The organism is Bacillus sp. HY001 (genome assembly GCF_007558965.1).
Taxonomy (GTDB): Bacteria; Bacillota; Bacilli; order Bacillales; family Bacillaceae_G; genus Bacillus_A; species Bacillus_A mobilis.
Genome location: NZ_VLTE01000045.1, coordinates 65813 through 80853, shown reverse-complemented (window position 1 = coordinate 80853; position 15041 = coordinate 65813). Strand labels below are relative to the sequence as shown.

The following is a 15041-nucleotide window of genomic DNA, read 5'->3' as shown; positions in this document are numbered from 1 at the left end:
AACGACCTTCTTTCCTGAATGGGGTCAAAAAAACTAGTAGAGGAGTGGTTTTCTCTTGAAACCTACAACTACTCGTATGCTAACACGCATTAAATCAATTTATATGTACATCAATGAAAACGGAACGGTAACGACGAAAGACCTTGTAGATGAGTTCGGGATCACACCGCGAACGATACAACGTGATCTAAATGTGTTGCAGTTTAATGAACTCGTGTATAGCCCTTGCCGCGGTAAGTGGACAACAACAGGAAAGAAAGTGAGAATGACCTCATAATGAAAAAATAATTGTATGTAAATAAATACATACCCCTTTCTAACTCATTAGAAAGGGGTCTTTTCTGCGCCAAAAAACAGCACTATTTCTCAGTATCTACTTGATATGTTTTTAACATTTCTACTTCTTCATCTGATAGCTCACGGTATTCTCCAAGTTCTAACTCTGCATCTAATACTAACGGTCCCATCTCTGTTCTCTTTAGGTAGACTACTTTTTTCCCTACCGCTTCAAACATACGCTTTACTTGATGGAACTTTCCTTCTGTAATGACAAGCTCGATTTCAGAAATCTCATCGCTTTTTAATATTGTAAGTGCACCTGGCTTTGTTTCATAGCCATCATCTAAAATAACACCTTTAGCAAACTCTTTTACATCCTCTTCTGTTACGACTCCTGCAATGTGTGCATAATATTTTTTCGGCACATGCTTTTTCGGAGATAACAATTGATGTGATAACTTCCCGTCATTTGTTATCAATAAGAAACCTTCCGTATCAATATCAAGTCTTCCAACTGGGAACGGATCAAAGATTGCATCTTCTAACTCTAATAAATCTATTACTGTTTCATGATTATCATCTTCTGTCGCTGAAATAACGCCTTGTGGTTTATGCATCATTAAGTAAACAAACTCTTTATATTCCACAACTTCACCGTGAATCATAACTTCTTGTTCTTCTACATTTACATGAACCTTTGCATCTTTCACTGGCGTTCCATCAATTTTCACAACGCCGTCTTTCAATAATTTCTTTACTTCTTTTCTACTTCCATACCCCATATTTGCTAATAATTTATCTAATCTCACGCTTTTCACCTTCTTTGTTTATCATAGAAAAGGGGACGTAATTACGCCCCTTTTGATTTCAACTTTATTTTGAATCTATTGCCAAGTTTACGTTGGATTTTCTCTAACGCTTCTCCGCCAAATACTCTTTCCAGTACTCCTGTACGAATTGCTAACAATCCGTACACAAGACCACCAATACCTGCACAAATCACAACTGTAATAAGAGCACCCATTCGTCCATCAGGCGAAATCATGAAGGATAGAATCCATTGTGATAACTTTACAGCAACGACCATTACAAGTGTTAATACTGCAATTTGGAATGTTCTCTTATATACAACACCAAATGAATAGTGTACATGTTTTTTGATTTGTCTATTCGTATACCATACGGAAGCTAAGAATCCGACTGCTGTTGCTAAAATTGCTCCAACTGTACCGAAATAACGAATAAAGATTACGTTACATACGAATTTCAAAATAACACCCATAATAAGCGCGACAATCGCATGTTTTTGTTGGTTAATCCCTTGTAGAATTGCTGCTGTTACTGTAAATAAAGCGAATAACAACGCAACCGGTGCATACCACATTAACACTTGTCCACCTAATGGATCTGAGTCATAGAACGCAGTGTAAATTGGATATGCAAGTGTTGAAATACCGACAACCGCTGGCAATGTTAAGAACATATTTGCCTGGAATGTTTGTGTAATTTGTAACTTTAAATAACGGTATTGTTTTTCAGTAAATGATTTTGTAATCGCTGGTACAAGCGTTAAACTAAACGCTGTTGCAAGTGATACAGGAATCATAATTAATTTATGCGTCCACATTGTGAAAATACCAAGTGCTCGCTCTGCGATATCACCTTGGCCAATCGCTTGCATAATTGAGTTAAATGTCAATGTATCAATTTGTTGATATAAAGGAATTGTTAACCCAATTACAACGTAAGGAATCGCATATGCAAATAATTCTTTAAATAACTGAACAGTACTCACTGTCGATTCTGGTACAGTTTGTTCAATTAAATATTGATCCAAATGTTTTTTACGTTTTAACCAGTACCAAATTAATACGCCGAGTGCTCCAACTGCTGAAACGAACGCAGCAAATGTCGCTACCCCAACCGCTGTTGCAACTGTACCGCCAAGTACTTTAATAACGATAAAACTACCCGCTAATAAAAAGACGATACGAATAATTTGTTCAATAATTTGCGAAACAGTAGTCGGTCCCATAGATTGGTGACCTTGGAAATAACCACGAATTAAACTCGCTGCTGGTACAACAATAAGTGCAAAACTTACAAGACGAATAATCGTCGTAACTTCTTCTACATTACTGTGTATACTTTGTTTACCAAGCATTGCTTCTGCAAACAATGGCGCCGACATATATAGAACTAGGAACGAAAGGACTCCTGTTACTATCATCATAACCATTCCCGAGCGGAACATTCTCCGGCTCGTTTTATAATCGCCAAGCGCATTATATTTGGAAACAAATTTTGAAACAGCAAGCGGCACCCCTGCCGTTGCAATACTTAAAAAGATCGTATATGGAATGTATCCATATGTATAGAGCGTTCCGCCTTCTGTACCTACTAATGCATGAAACGGAAAGACGTAAATCATGCCTAAGAACTTTACTAAAAATGTCCCTAACGTAACAATAAGCGTTCCGCGCAGAAATTTCGAATCGGACATACAAAAATCCTCCTACATCTACATAAAGTGAAACTATAATTAGTTGAACTATTCGAGCATTTACGGGCTATCAAATCCCTTTTTATTTCTCTTACATCATAAGGTTTTCGTCTTATGGCCCACAAATAGCAGGATAGTGCTGAACTCTAACTTTTGTATTGTACCACAATTCTCTCCTTAAGCAGTACTTCACTCTATTTTTCTTTTAAGGGAAAACATGCTATTCTTTTAGGCAGGAAATGTAGAAAATGAGGTCGATATATTATGCATTATGATGTTATTGTCATCGGCGGCGGGCCTTCTGGGCTAATGGCTGCAATCGGTGCTGCAGAAGAAGGCGCAAATGTCTTACTTCTTGATAAAGGAAATAAACTAGGACGTAAACTTGCGATTTCTGGTGGTGGCCGTTGTAACGTAACGAACCGTCTACCACTTGATGAGATTGTTAAACATATACCAGGAAATGGCCGCTTCTTATACAGCGCTTTTTCTATTTTTAATAATGAAGATATTATTACGTTCTTCGAAAATCTCGGTGTAAAACTGAAAGAAGAGGATCATGGTCGCATGTTCCCTGTCTCAAATAAAGCACAATCAGTAGTAGATGCACTTTTAACACGATTAAGAGACTTAGGTGTAAAAATCCGTACGAATACACCTGTTGAAACGATTGAATATGAGAACGGTCAAACGAAAGCAGTCGTACTGCAAACTGGCGAAGTGTTAGAAACGAATCACGTCGTTATCGCTGTTGGCGGAAAATCTGTTCCTCAAACTGGTTCTACTGGAGACGGATACGCTTGGGCTGAAAAGGCTGGGCATACTATTACAGAATTATTCCCAACAGAAGTACCAATCCTTTCAAACGAACCATTTATTCGTGACCGCTCCTTACAAGGTCTTGCTTTACGCGATGTAAATTTAAGCGTATTAAACCCGAAAGGAAAAGCTATCATTTCTCACAAAATGGACATGCTCTTCACTCATTTCGGCCTATCTGGTCCAGCTGCTCTTCGTTGTAGCCAATTCGTCGTGAAAGCACTGAAAAAGTTTAAAACGAATACGATTCAAATGAGCATCGATGCATTGCCAGAAGAAAATAGTGAACAACTATTCCAGCGCATGCTGAAACAAATGAAAGAAGATCCGAAAAAAGGCATTAAAAACGTTTTAAAAGGTTATGTACCTGAACGTTACTTCCTATTCTTATTAGAAAAAAATGAAATTGACGGTAGTGAACAAGCTGGACAAGTTTCTCACGAGAAGATTCGTGCACTTGTGAAAGACTTTAAAGAGTTTACTGTGAATGTACATGGTACGCAGTCAATTGAAAAAGCATTCGTTACTGGCGGCGGTGTATCCGTTAAAGAAATTAACCCGAAAGAAATGTCTTCTAAATTCACGAACGGCGTATATTTCTGCGGAGAAGTTCTTGATATCCACGGTTATACTGGCGGATATAACATTACATCTGCTCTCGTTACTGGTAGAATTGCCGGGACTACAGCTGGAGAAAACGCGAAAATGAAGTATTAAAAAAAGAAACAGGAATTCCTGTTTCTTTTTTTATAGGTACATGAAGTTATATCGACGATTCTACAACTTATATCGGCGATTTCTCAAATATATCAGCGATTCTGCGACTTATATCGGCGATTTTTCAAATATATCGACTTACCGACAAGAAGCGACAAATATACGCTCCACCTAACTTCCCATTGCTTTTTTGTTGCTTTATATACCTTAGTACCTTTATATTTTATATTGTTGAATATTTGAAAAAGGGTAAGGGGAAAAAATATGAGAAAAAAAGTCATGATGTCTTTAATGCTAATGACGTTTCTTTCTGCGGTAGAAGGAACGATTGTTAGTACAGCAATCCCTCGTATAACGAGTGATTTGTCAGGCGTCGAACTTGTTAGTTGGGTATATGCAATTTATATGCTTGCAACAGCTGTTTCGACTCCAATATACGGAAAGCTCGCTGATTTATTCGGCCGTAAAAAAGTTTTACTTATCGGAGCTACAATCTTCTTAATTGGTTCTGCACTTTGCGGAGTCGTTACATCAATGGAACAATTAATCTTCTTCCGCGCTCTTCAAGGTATTGGTGCTGGTGCTGTTATGCCGATCACAATGACGATTATCGGCGACTTATATAGCGAAGCAAGAGACCGCGCGAAAGCACAAGGCTGGATGAGTGCCGTTTGGGGTGTATCTGGCGTTATCGGGCCGTTAGTCGGCGGATTTTTAGTCGATTCTCTTTCTTGGCGTTATATTTTCTTCTTAAACGTTCCATTCGGAATTATCGCTTGCTTAATGATCGCCATTTATTACAAAGAATCTATTAAGTCATCTAAGCAACATATCGACTACCTTGGTGCTACAGTCTTTTCATTAAGCACAATCGCTTTACTATACGCATTATTAACAGGTAGCAGTAAGCAAAACTGGGGAGACATAACAATTATCGGCCTATTAATCTTCGCCGTCGTTTCATTCATTCTTTTCTTATTCATCGAGAAAAAATCTCCGGAACCATTAATTCCGTTAGCACTTTTCTCTAACCGTACATTATCTACGATAAACATACTAACTCTCATTGCCGGTGCCATGATTATTAGTATTACAGTATACCTTCCAATCTGGAGCCAAGGTGTATTAGGAAAAAATGCGACAGAAGCCGGACTCATTTTAATGCCGATTCCTGTTATGTGGACATTCGGTGCCATGTTCTCAGGTAACTTAGTGGGCAAATTAAAAACGAAACAAATCATTTTACTTGGAGCTAGCATTTTATCAGTCGCTACGTTCTTATTATTTACATTATCAACAAATTCACCATCGTTCCTTATTTATGTAGCAGTCGGATTATTCGGGTTAGGAATGGGGCTTGTGACACCGATTTACATGGTAACAATTCAAGCAGCCGTACCAGCTCATACACGCGGAACAGCCGTTGGTTTAAACACATTTATTAATACATTTAGTCAAACATTAGGTGCTGCAATCTTTGGAACAATCTTCAATACGATGATTCACGCACGTGGCATTAAAAACCTTGATCTTGTATCTGGTGGCGGGCACGGAGGAACTACAGCAAATGTAGTAACCGAATCACAAGAGGCATTAGCATCAAGTGTACACGTCATTTATATGAGTACTTTCGTATTAGCAGTATTTACATTAATTATAGCTTGGCTTTTATTAAAGCCAGCTACACAAACAAGTGAGCAATAATAAAGAGGATGACCAAAATGGTCATCCTCTTTTATTCTTCATTCTCCACAATATGTTTCAGCATGGACAATTTATTATCCCAAAAACGTTCATAATACGAGAGCCATTGTTGTAATTCCTCTAATGGTTCCGGATGCAAGCGATATATCTTCTCTCTTCCGCTCTTTCTTCCGCTTACTAAATTCGCTTCTGAAAGAATATGAAGGTGCTTTACAACCGCAGTACGACTCATCGGAAAATGATCCGTTATTTTGGAAATCGGTAACTCTTTATCACTTAATAACCGTATTACTTCTCGGCGGGTTGGATCAGCAATTGCTTGAAATACATCGTATTTCGCTGCCGATGAGGACACTTAGCCTTCGACAACCTTTTTCAGTTTTTCATTTACAATCGCTACCCAGCCGCCGCTCATTCTTTCGTGAATAATAGAGCTCTTCGCATTTGGTTTTGGAAGGATTTCATCAGGATGTTTCCAGCCGCCGTGAATTAACGTAAATTCTGTTTTATTATCTCCTAGGTCTTTCAAATTAAATGAAACGACCCAGCCATCTGTATCCCATGAGAAAGATAGGTGGTTTGGCTCATCGATTTCTAACACTTTACATGGTGATGGTCCAAATGGTGATTGCACATGAAATTCATGTCCTACCTCTAATGCGAAATCATTTGGCATAAACCATGACGCGATTCCATCTGCAGTTGATACTACATTCCATACTTTTTGAATAGACGCGTTGAAAACGATTGTTTGTTTAATATCATTTAATGTATTTTGTTGTTCCATTCTCATTCTCCTTTATTCGGCGATAAAATATAACACCTTTTGGTTACATTTAGATAATATAACACCTTTTAGTTTCATGTCAACGCTAATTCTTTTTACTGTTGAGAAATTCTCAACATTTTTTCAACAGGACAAACACCCTCTCAGCATTCCTTCATAAGATACTCACAAAGGCAACAAAAAATAAAAACTTCTCTCAACATGAAACTCCATCATTCATCTTGAAAGAAGAGCCTTACGTATATCATGCGTATTTCGTCTCTCCTCCTTCCCTCGGGGACACTACGCGAGATATAAAAAATCAGAAGGAATATGCCCACCATTTGAGTAGGTAGTTATTTCTCTTCTCCTCAACATTTCCTTAGGAGCGAAATGACTACCGACTCACTTTTTTCAAACAAAAATAAAAAGGGGATGAAAGCTATGTTCTATTGCATTAACTGCTCTGATATTCATCACGAAAAACATCCGAATGATAAAGTATTCAAAAACGGTTTTTATATTGATCCATTTTTAGGTGATCGTTATCACCTCGGTATGTGTACAGATGCCCAAAACCATGAGACTGGGGAGCCTCTTTTAACGACAAAGAAATTAGGTACACCCCAATCTATTATGAACGTATTACCGACACACGTTGTCCCAACATAAAGCATAAAAAAGAGCTGGCTCACCCAGCTCTTTTTTATGCTTTATAAACGATCATTGCTGAAAAACAATAAATTTGGTTCTCATCATCGTTAATGGAAACACCAACTTGGTACTTAATATCTACAAATTTACTATCATCAATCTTTTTCAAAAACACATTTACAGCGTCTTCTAAGTCTTTTTCGTGACTTTCATCAAACACTTTCACACGAATCATGTTAACACCATCCTAGATCGCAGCCCTCCGCCGCTTGATTATTGCCACGGTGCGTATCTATGATGCGATAAAATTTTCCGTCTTCATATATATATCCGTCTTCTAACACATATTGTTTACCTTCAGTATAGACATAAAACTTACCTATCATAAATTTACTCGTATATAATTCCAAACAATCTGGTCTAAATTTAGCTACAACTTTATTTGTAATATCAATTTTTATTGTGCGCCCCACCTTCTCTCCCTCCTTTGCAAAGAACGGATTTAGGTATATTGTATTAGCGATTTTACATTTTATGCTTAAAAATAAGTGGATATGCCTTCTTTCTTCACCTGTACTATTTTTCTAAAAAAATCATAGATAAGTAAGAGCAAAAAAATATATAAAAAAAAAGAGTTTTTACTTATTGACTCAGGTATAATTATTATGGTATTATATAAAATTTGACATTTTTATTCACTTATGTTATCATTAAAGATGGTTACCACATATGGAGGTGGATGATTTGTTTCAAATTGGTGATAAAATCGTTTATCCAATGAACGGCGCAGGAGTCATCGAAGCCATTGAAGAGAAAGAAATATTAGGAACAATACGTCAATATTGTGTGATACGTATCATTAGTAAAGATATGCAAGTAATGCTTCCTATGGATCAATTACAAAAATCAGGTATTCGTTATATCGTAGATAAAGGTACGTTAGATGATATACTTCTTGAATTTCAAAACGGGGAATCAGATACATCACTTTCCTGGAAACAAAGATATACAATGAATATGGAAAAAATGAAAAACGGCAATCTGCAAGATAGTGCAGAGGTTGTTCGTGATTTACTTCGCCGTAATAAAGAGAGAGCTTTAAATGCGAGCGAAAAACAAATGCTAGATAATGCCCGAAAAATGATGATTAGCGAAGTTGCACTCGTACAAAATGTTTCTGAACATCAAGCAACAGAATATCTTCAAGATACAATTAATCATTAAATTTAAAATAGCCGACCGCTATTTTTTTTTTGCAGAAAAAAGGACAAAGAGCTAAAACTCTTTGTCCTTTTCTATTACCCACGTCCTGCTTGGAACGATGGATATAACGTCATTCCACCATCTGCAAATAACGTAATTCCAGTTACGTAACTTGCCTCTGATGAAGCGAGCCACGTTGCAACAGCTGCAATTTCTTCCGGTTTTCCGATATAACCCATCGGTATCATACTTTCTACGTCAGCACGTTTTTTAGGATCAGCAAACTTCTCTGCATTAATTGGCGTATTTATTGCACCTGGCCCAATATTATTTACTCGAATACCTTTTGGTGCATATTCTAATGCTAACGTTTCTGTCATCAGTTTAATACCACCCTTACTGGCCGCATAATGCACAAATAGCGGCCACGGAATTTTCTCATGAACACTCGACATATTAATGACAGACCCTTTAATATCATGTTCTACAAAATATTTAATCGCCTCACGGCTTCCCAAAAAAGCACCTGTTAAATTTGTATTGATTACTTTATTCCAATCTTCGAGCGGCATTTCATGCGATGGTACCGCATTTTCTATCCCTGCATTATTAATCATAACGTCAAGTGTACCAAACTCTTTCACAGCAGATTGAATGAGATTCACAACATCAGATTCATTCGTGACATCTCCTTTTACAGCAATCGCTTCTCCGCCTACTTTTTTAATTTCTTCTAATACATCATGCGCTTCTGACTCTCGTGAGCGATAGTTAATAACCACTTTTGCTTTCTCCTTAGCAAACCTTACTCCCATCGCTCTTCCAAGACCAGTTGCCGATCCTGTAATAACGACAACTTTCCCTGCTAAATCACTATACATTTCCATACCCCCTTTAACTTTTTGCAACACCTAACATAATTCCGGCTGCAATAATAAAAACGATACCGGCAACAATTCCCATTAATTGGCGTTTTGTTTTCTTTTCACCTAATATAAGAATCCCGCCAAGCGTTGAAATAATAATTCCCATTTGTGATAGCGAGAAACTTGTTGCCACTCCAACACGCGGCTGTGAAATGAATAAAAACATATTTCCAGCTGCCCAAATTAATCCTGGAATAATATTTCGTATCGCATATTTATTAAATGGATGATGTTTGAACGTAAGCAAAATGCCTCCTAACACCATACCAACTGCTTGTGGCAATAAAGCTGACCAACCATCTACATTAAATAGTCTAATTACTACTACATAAACTAAATAACCGACTGTTGAAATCAATAAAATGATAATACCTCTTTTAAAATTTCCCGCTTGCTCTGCACTCTTTTCTTCCTCACTTTGAAGTGATGTTAAAATAACACCGATAATAATACAAACGAGTGCCAAAACGCCAAGGACGACTGATATTGTCGTGGACCACTCATGAAATACGATGACTCCAAATAAAGTCGTCGCAACTAATTGCAGTCCTGTCGAAATGGGCATTGTTCTCGAAACGCCCATTAAATCAATACTTTTTAATTGATTCGCCTGTCCAAGTGCCCAAAATAAACCTGACACAATCCCAACTCCAATAACAGTAGGAGTTAATACTGGCTTCACAAAAATATAAACAACAATCGAGAAAATAAGTGCGCCAAGCGTCGTACCGAGCGTTTGACTATACGGTCCTCCACCCAGTTTCACGTTAAATAGCACAATACTTCCCCAAAATAGAGCCGGTAAAATCGCTAAAAGTATGTCCATCGCTCATTACCTTTCTTTACTAAATGTCATGGATTATTACTCTGAATCATTAGAGTGAGCTTTTATTTTTTCTTTTTCGCGTTCACAAACCTTTTCTGCAACATCACCAGAAACATTCTTTTCTCGCTCCACCTTCTTTATCTTTACGTGATCTAAATGATCTTCCAAAGTAAGTGTAACTTTATCATTTGGCGGATTATGTGCACCTTGGAATGTGAGAAATTGTAGCGTAATTTCAAATCTAGGAACGAACTCATCTTTCTTGCCAAGACGCTTTATATTTATAACTGAAGCACATTCATATTGATCTTCTGTCACTTGTCTGATAATTGAATAGTACCTATTCGATAATGCACTTTCTAAAAGCTGTTCCCTTGATTCTTTCGCAAAAGAATCACTTGGAGAAGAGAAAAAGACCGAACATATCATTGTAATAACTACACATATTTTTTTCATAATACCCTCCTTTTTCTATAAATTAGTGTTCGCAAAAATGCCATAAAAAAACGACTTCCCCTATGTAGGAAAGTCGTTTTAATAAATCCAATATTAACCACCGCTCACCGGTGGGATAAGTGCAACAATATCACCAGATTGAATCTTGTCATCTTCATTTGCATATTCTTCATTTATCGCAACCATAATTGGTTCTGTCACTGGCACATTATATTCTTTAGCAACAACATCTTTTAACTCTGCAACCGTAATATTTTCTTTCTCTATTTGTAATTCACTTGTTCCTGCTTCCTCTTGCAAGTGCGCAAATAACAATACTCGAATCATACTTATAGCTCCTTCCCAGGCTCTCCCGCCGGATATGGCGTTTTTTCTAATTGATCACCAATCCAAGAGTCTCCATCTTCCCAAAACTCCTTTTTCCAAATTGGAACAATTTGTTTTATGCGTTCCATAATATATTCATTCGCTTCATAAGCCGCTTTACGATGCGGTGTTGAAACAGCAACAACAACCGCGATATCAGAAATTTGCAGTGTACCGATGCGATGTGTAATCGCAACGTGTGTACCTGGCCACTTCGCTTTCACTTCTAAGCCAATTTTCTCTAGCATCTTTTCTGCCATCGTTTTATAAGCGACGTATTCTAAGTATAATGTACGACGCCCTTTCGTAAACTCTCTAACCGTTCCAATAAATGTTGTAACGGCACCGCATTCACGGCGAATTACTTTTTTCGCTACCTCTTCAATTGAGATTTCGGTATCAATTACTTCATAATAAGTATTTGTCATTGCGGACTCCTTACCGTTTGTACAAACCAGTCTATATACAACTCTTCTTCTGTTATATGAAATACTTTATATTCTTCTCGTAAGTTTGCGGGAGCATCATGCCACGTAATAACCGCTACTATATTTTCTACTTTATGTAAAAGTTCAACGTCTTCGGCAGAACGAAGTAACACTACTTTCGGATAGCTCTCTTTTTTATAGCCCTCTATTAAAATTGTATCCACTTCAAAAAACTCATATAAGCGAATAATTTCTCGCAAGGACCATTCCTCTTTTAATGACGACAGCGAAAGTAATCCCGCACCTTCTACACTACTGACAACCGCACCCGCCTTTCGGTGCCTTTCACTATCTTTTTGCGCTACTTCTGGAAAACCTCCGTGCCCGTGATGTTTAATGGTAGCAGCTTTCATTTTCCGTTCAGCTAACGCATGCACTATTTTCTCAACAAGCGTTGTTTTCCCGCTATTTTGATACCCTACTATTTGTAAGATTGAAGGGGCTTTGCCCATGGCCAATCACATCCCTCGGCGTGCTCTAACAATAATACCGATACTTTCATTCCTGCCTCAAATCCTCTCGTTCCTCCAGGCAACACAATAAAAGCATTCGCATCAGCAAGTGAAGATACCGCACTTGATTTATCTAAACCAACCGGCATCGCTTGTAATGCCCCGTCCACGATTGTCACGTTTGCTCTTACAAAACGAGTAAACGGATTTGGCTTTGGAAAATCTTTTTGTAAAATGGCATCAGCTCTATATACGTGAGGCTCCTTCGCATACAAATATGTTTTTATAACCGGATGCACAAATAGTTCAAAGCCTACATAGCAAGCTGAAGGATTTCCTGATAAACCGAAAAGTAACTTCCCATCAACTTCAGCTACTGTCGTTACACTACCTGGTCTCATCGCTATTTTATTAAAGAGTACATTCGCTTGTAATCTTTCATAAATGGCCGGCAAGTAGTCATAATCTCCTACCGACACACCGCCTGTCGTAATTAAAATATCAACCTCATTCATTGCTGATTGAACGGCTGTAAAACATGAATCTAACTCGTCGGCAAGTTGGCCATAATAACGAACTTTCCCTCCAGCTTTCATAATTTGAGCGGCAATCATATACGAGTTACTATTTCTAATTTTCCCCGGCTGTAACGACTCATGTACTTCTAACAGTTCACTTCCTGTCGTCACAATACCAACAACAGGCTGTTTTACAACCTTCACAGTATTATATCCAAACGTCGCTAATAAGGCCGCAACACCTGGATTAATTGCAACACCTTTCTTAACGAGAACTTGATTTTGTTTTATATCTTCCCCTTTAAATGACACGTTGTCACCACTATGAAAAGGACGCTTTAACTTCATATATGCTTTTCCGTTCTTCTCAAAACCTTCTGTCAGCTCTAGCATTACGACTGCATTACAACCCTCTGGAATAGCTGCTCCTGTCATAATACGAACCGCCTGAAATGCCCCTACTGCTCCTGTAAAAACAAATCCCGCCCCAATTTCTCCTATTACTTCAAACTCAATCGAATTCTCTTGATTTGCTTCTTTCGTATCTTCTGCCCGAATTGCGAAACCATCGTAAGGAGAACGATCAAAATGAGGAACGTCATGATCAGAGACAACATCCTCTCCAAGAATTCTCCCGTAACTTTCCGTAATAGAAACTTCTTCTACTTCACCATTCTTCGCATATTCCATTACTCTCTCCACTGCCTCAGCAACTTGAATCGGAATTCGTTTTTCTACCATCGTTTCTCACCTCATATTTGCAATTTTTTTTATCTCGATTAAACTTTATATATTAAATAGAAATTACTTCAAGGAGGAATTCCATGTCTTCATTCACACACTTTAATGACCAAGGACGCGCGAAGATGGTTGATATAAGTGACAAAAAAACAACCGTTCGAACTGCAATTGCGTGCTCTAGCATTGTCGTTACAAAAGAAATTTACGATAAAATCTCTCACAATGAAATCGGGAAAGGTGATGTATTAGCAGTTGCACAAATCGCAGGTATTATGGCTGCGAAACGTACTTCTGATATTATCCCAATGTGCCATCCTTTATTATTAAAAGGTGTTGACGTTTCTTTCGATTGGAAACAATCCGAAGAACAATATCGATTACTTATTGAAGTAAAAGTTAAGACAGAAGGTAGCACCGGTGTTGAAATGGAAGCTTTAACAGCAGCTTCCGCTACTGCTCTTACTGTGTACGATATGTGTAAAGCTGTTGATAAAGGTATGATTATTGGCGAAACGTACTTACTTGAAAAAACAGGTGGAAAAAGTGGAGATTATACGAGAAAATCTTAATCTTCTCTCTGTTGAATCTAAAGGGTTTCCTTTAGATTCAACCTATATATCTTGCATATAAACGTTTTGCCACATTGATATCATTCGTTCCATGAATAAATGCCCTGCCATCTGTAAATAAAACAAAACGAAATTCCTCTACCGGAAATGATAATAAATACGGAGTAGCTTTTACATCCACACTTCTTTGTAAGCGCTTTTTAATTTCCTCTAAATTAAATTCATTCCGCGTACCTGGACGGATTTGTACTGTATTCCGACCACATAACACTTCTGTTTTCGTTTGTGCTTCAAATGTTAAACTCGGATATGTACGTAATCTCCCACAAGATAAACACGTGTCTTTTTTCTGCCTATTCACTTTAAATGCCATCTGTTGATTATTCCAAAGATCAAACGATAACATCGTTTCGCGAAGTGCTCCATAGTCTTCTACTAATATTTTCAGCGCTTCCGTTATTTGATGTGCAACTACTAATTGTACTGCCGGTTGTATAATGCCAGCCGTATCACATGTTGCTCCGCTCGCCGGATGCTCCATTAAACAGCGGAAACACGGTGTTTTTCCTGGTAAAATTGTATACGTTACCCCGTAACTTCCTACACAACCACCATATATCCACGGAATATTATACTTTTGTGAAATATCATTAATAAGAAGACGCGTTTCAAAATTATCTGTCGCATCTAATATTAAATCTACATCATTCACTAGCTCTTCCATTTCTTGCACCGTTACATCTGTAACAACTGGATTTATTTCCACCTCAGAATTAATCGCCTTTAAATGTTCTGCTGCTGCTACCGCCTTTGGTTTATACTGCTTTGCATCTTCTTCTGTATATAATTGTTGCCTTTGTAAATTGCTCCATTCTACATAATCACGATCTGCAATTGTTATTTTTCCAACACCTGCTCTCACAATCGCTTCTGCATTTGCTGCACCAAGAGCTCCAGCCCCAATAATAAGCACATGTTTCTCTCTAATTTTTTTCTGTCCTTCTTCTCCAACACCAGCAAATAATATCTGTCTTGAATATCGCTCCTGCATACG

20 protein-coding genes are annotated in these 15041 nt (G+C 37.8%); 6 read left to right on the top strand and 14 right to left on the bottom strand.

Features of this window, described 5'->3' with window-relative positions:
- Nucleotides 1-55: 55 nt before the first annotated feature.
- Nucleotides 56-277: a DeoR family transcriptional regulator gene (locus tag FOT98_RS20770; RefSeq protein WP_000805512.1), complete on the top strand. Its 222-nt coding sequence runs from the start codon at nucleotides 56-58 to the stop codon at nucleotides 275-277.
- An 82-nt stretch (nucleotides 278-359) separates the two neighbouring features.
- Here the strand turns inward: FOT98_RS20770 and FOT98_RS20765 are convergent, their stop codons facing one another.
- Together FOT98_RS20765 and FOT98_RS20760 are read right to left on the bottom strand one after the other, a co-directional pair.
- Nucleotides 360-1088: a pseudouridine synthase gene (locus FOT98_RS20765; RefSeq protein ID WP_001234945.1), complete on the bottom strand. Its 729-nt coding sequence runs from the start codon at nucleotides 1086-1088 to the stop codon at nucleotides 360-362.
- A gap of 41 nt (nucleotides 1089-1129) precedes the next feature.
- Nucleotides 1130-2782 carry a putative polysaccharide biosynthesis protein gene (locus FOT98_RS20760; RefSeq protein ID WP_063262112.1) on the bottom strand — a complete coding sequence of 551 codons (1653 nt, stop codon included), beginning with the start codon at nucleotides 2780-2782 and terminating at the stop codon, nucleotides 1130-1132.
- A 264-nt stretch (nucleotides 2783-3046) separates the two neighbouring features.
- Between FOT98_RS20760 and FOT98_RS20755 the strand changes: the two genes are divergently transcribed.
- Nucleotides 3047-4318 carry a BaiN/RdsA family NAD(P)/FAD-dependent oxidoreductase gene (locus FOT98_RS20755; protein WP_063262113.1) on the top strand — a complete coding sequence of 424 codons (1272 nt, stop codon included), beginning with the start codon at nucleotides 3047-3049 and terminating at the stop codon, nucleotides 4316-4318.
- A gap of 264 nt (nucleotides 4319-4582) precedes the next feature.
- Entirely contained in the window at nucleotides 4583-6022 is a 1440-nt protein-coding gene (locus FOT98_RS20750; RefSeq protein ID WP_063262114.1) for an MDR family MFS transporter, read from the top strand.
- A 31-nt stretch (nucleotides 6023-6053) separates the two neighbouring features.
- Here FOT98_RS20750 and FOT98_RS20745 read toward each other — a convergent pair whose 3' ends face one another.
- Nucleotides 6054-6377: an ArsR/SmtB family transcription factor gene (locus tag FOT98_RS20745; protein WP_000098837.1), complete on the bottom strand. Its 324-nt coding sequence runs from the start codon at nucleotides 6375-6377 to the stop codon at nucleotides 6054-6056.
- Nucleotides 6378-6809 (bottom strand): SRPBCC family protein, encoded by a 432-nt coding sequence (locus tag FOT98_RS20740; protein WP_061676807.1) that lies wholly within the window; start codon nucleotides 6807-6809, stop codon nucleotides 6378-6380.
- 423 nt (nucleotides 6810-7232) lie between these two features.
- On the opposite strand from FOT98_RS20740, the gene FOT98_RS20730 reads away from it, so the two are divergent.
- On the top strand, nucleotides 7233-7460 hold the full coding sequence (locus FOT98_RS20730) for a DUF3973 domain-containing protein (protein WP_033659785.1): 228 nt from the start codon (nucleotides 7233-7235) through the stop codon (nucleotides 7458-7460).
- A 34-nt stretch (nucleotides 7461-7494) separates the two neighbouring features.
- Here FOT98_RS20730 and FOT98_RS20725 read toward each other — a convergent pair whose 3' ends face one another.
- Entirely contained in the window at nucleotides 7495-7677 is a 183-nt protein-coding gene (locus FOT98_RS20725) for a sporulation protein Cse60 (protein ID WP_000621750.1), read from the bottom strand.
- Between the two features lies 1 nt (nucleotide 7678).
- Nucleotides 7679-7915 (bottom strand): DUF2553 family protein, encoded by a 237-nt coding sequence (locus tag FOT98_RS20720; protein WP_000533797.1) that lies wholly within the window; start codon nucleotides 7913-7915, stop codon nucleotides 7679-7681.
- 256 nt (nucleotides 7916-8171) lie between these two features.
- On the opposite strand from FOT98_RS20720, the gene FOT98_RS20715 reads away from it, so the two are divergent.
- Nucleotides 8172-8666, top strand: a complete 495-nt coding sequence (locus tag FOT98_RS20715; RefSeq protein ID WP_001998466.1) for a CarD family transcriptional regulator — start codon at nucleotides 8172-8174, stop codon at nucleotides 8664-8666.
- 74 nt (nucleotides 8667-8740) lie between these two features.
- Here FOT98_RS20715 and FOT98_RS20710 read toward each other — a convergent pair whose 3' ends face one another.
- From FOT98_RS20710 to moeA, 7 genes are all read right to left on the bottom strand, one after another.
- Nucleotides 8741-9526, bottom strand: coding sequence for a glucose 1-dehydrogenase (locus FOT98_RS20710; protein WP_063262115.1), 786 nt, complete (start codon nucleotides 9524-9526; stop codon nucleotides 8741-8743).
- A gap of 13 nt (nucleotides 9527-9539) precedes the next feature.
- Complete coding sequence (gene glcU, locus FOT98_RS20705) at nucleotides 9540-10397, bottom strand: glucose uptake protein GlcU (RefSeq protein ID WP_063262116.1); 858 nt, start codon at nucleotides 10395-10397, stop codon at nucleotides 9540-9542.
- Between the two features lie 36 nt (nucleotides 10398-10433).
- Complete coding sequence (locus tag FOT98_RS20700; RefSeq protein ID WP_063262117.1) at nucleotides 10434-10853, bottom strand: DUF3888 domain-containing protein; 420 nt, start codon at nucleotides 10851-10853, stop codon at nucleotides 10434-10436.
- Nucleotides 10854-10946: 93 nt separating this feature from the next.
- A complete protein-coding gene (moaD, locus tag FOT98_RS20695) occupies nucleotides 10947-11180 on the bottom strand; it encodes a molybdopterin converting factor subunit 1 (protein WP_061676801.1) in 234 nt (77 codons plus the stop codon).
- 2 nt (nucleotides 11181-11182) lie between these two features.
- On the bottom strand, nucleotides 11183-11647 hold the full coding sequence (gene moaE / locus FOT98_RS20690) for a molybdopterin synthase catalytic subunit MoaE (RefSeq protein WP_063262118.1): 465 nt from the start codon (nucleotides 11645-11647) through the stop codon (nucleotides 11183-11185).
- Complete coding sequence (gene mobB / locus FOT98_RS20685; RefSeq protein WP_063262119.1) at nucleotides 11644-12159, bottom strand: molybdopterin-guanine dinucleotide biosynthesis protein B; 516 nt, start codon at nucleotides 12157-12159, stop codon at nucleotides 11644-11646. The genes moaE and mobB overlap by 4 nt, the downstream gene beginning before the upstream one ends.
- Nucleotides 12129-13418 carry a molybdopterin molybdotransferase MoeA gene (gene moeA / locus FOT98_RS20680; RefSeq protein WP_063262120.1) on the bottom strand — a complete coding sequence of 430 codons (1290 nt, stop codon included), beginning with the start codon at nucleotides 13416-13418 and terminating at the stop codon, nucleotides 12129-12131. Before moeA ends, mobB begins: the two co-directional genes overlap by 31 nt.
- Before the next feature lie 83 nt (nucleotides 13419-13501).
- Here moeA and moaC point away from each other — a divergent pair, with 83 nt between their 5' ends.
- On the top strand, nucleotides 13502-13987 hold the full coding sequence (gene moaC, locus FOT98_RS20675) for a cyclic pyranopterin monophosphate synthase MoaC (RefSeq protein ID WP_063262121.1): 486 nt from the start codon (nucleotides 13502-13504) through the stop codon (nucleotides 13985-13987).
- A gap of 37 nt (nucleotides 13988-14024) precedes the next feature.
- Here the strand turns inward: moaC and FOT98_RS20670 are convergent, their stop codons facing one another.
- Nucleotides 14025-15038, bottom strand: coding sequence for a molybdopterin-synthase adenylyltransferase MoeB (locus tag FOT98_RS20670; protein WP_061676797.1), 1014 nt, complete (start codon nucleotides 15036-15038; stop codon nucleotides 14025-14027).
- Nucleotides 15039-15041: the final 3 nt, after the last annotated feature.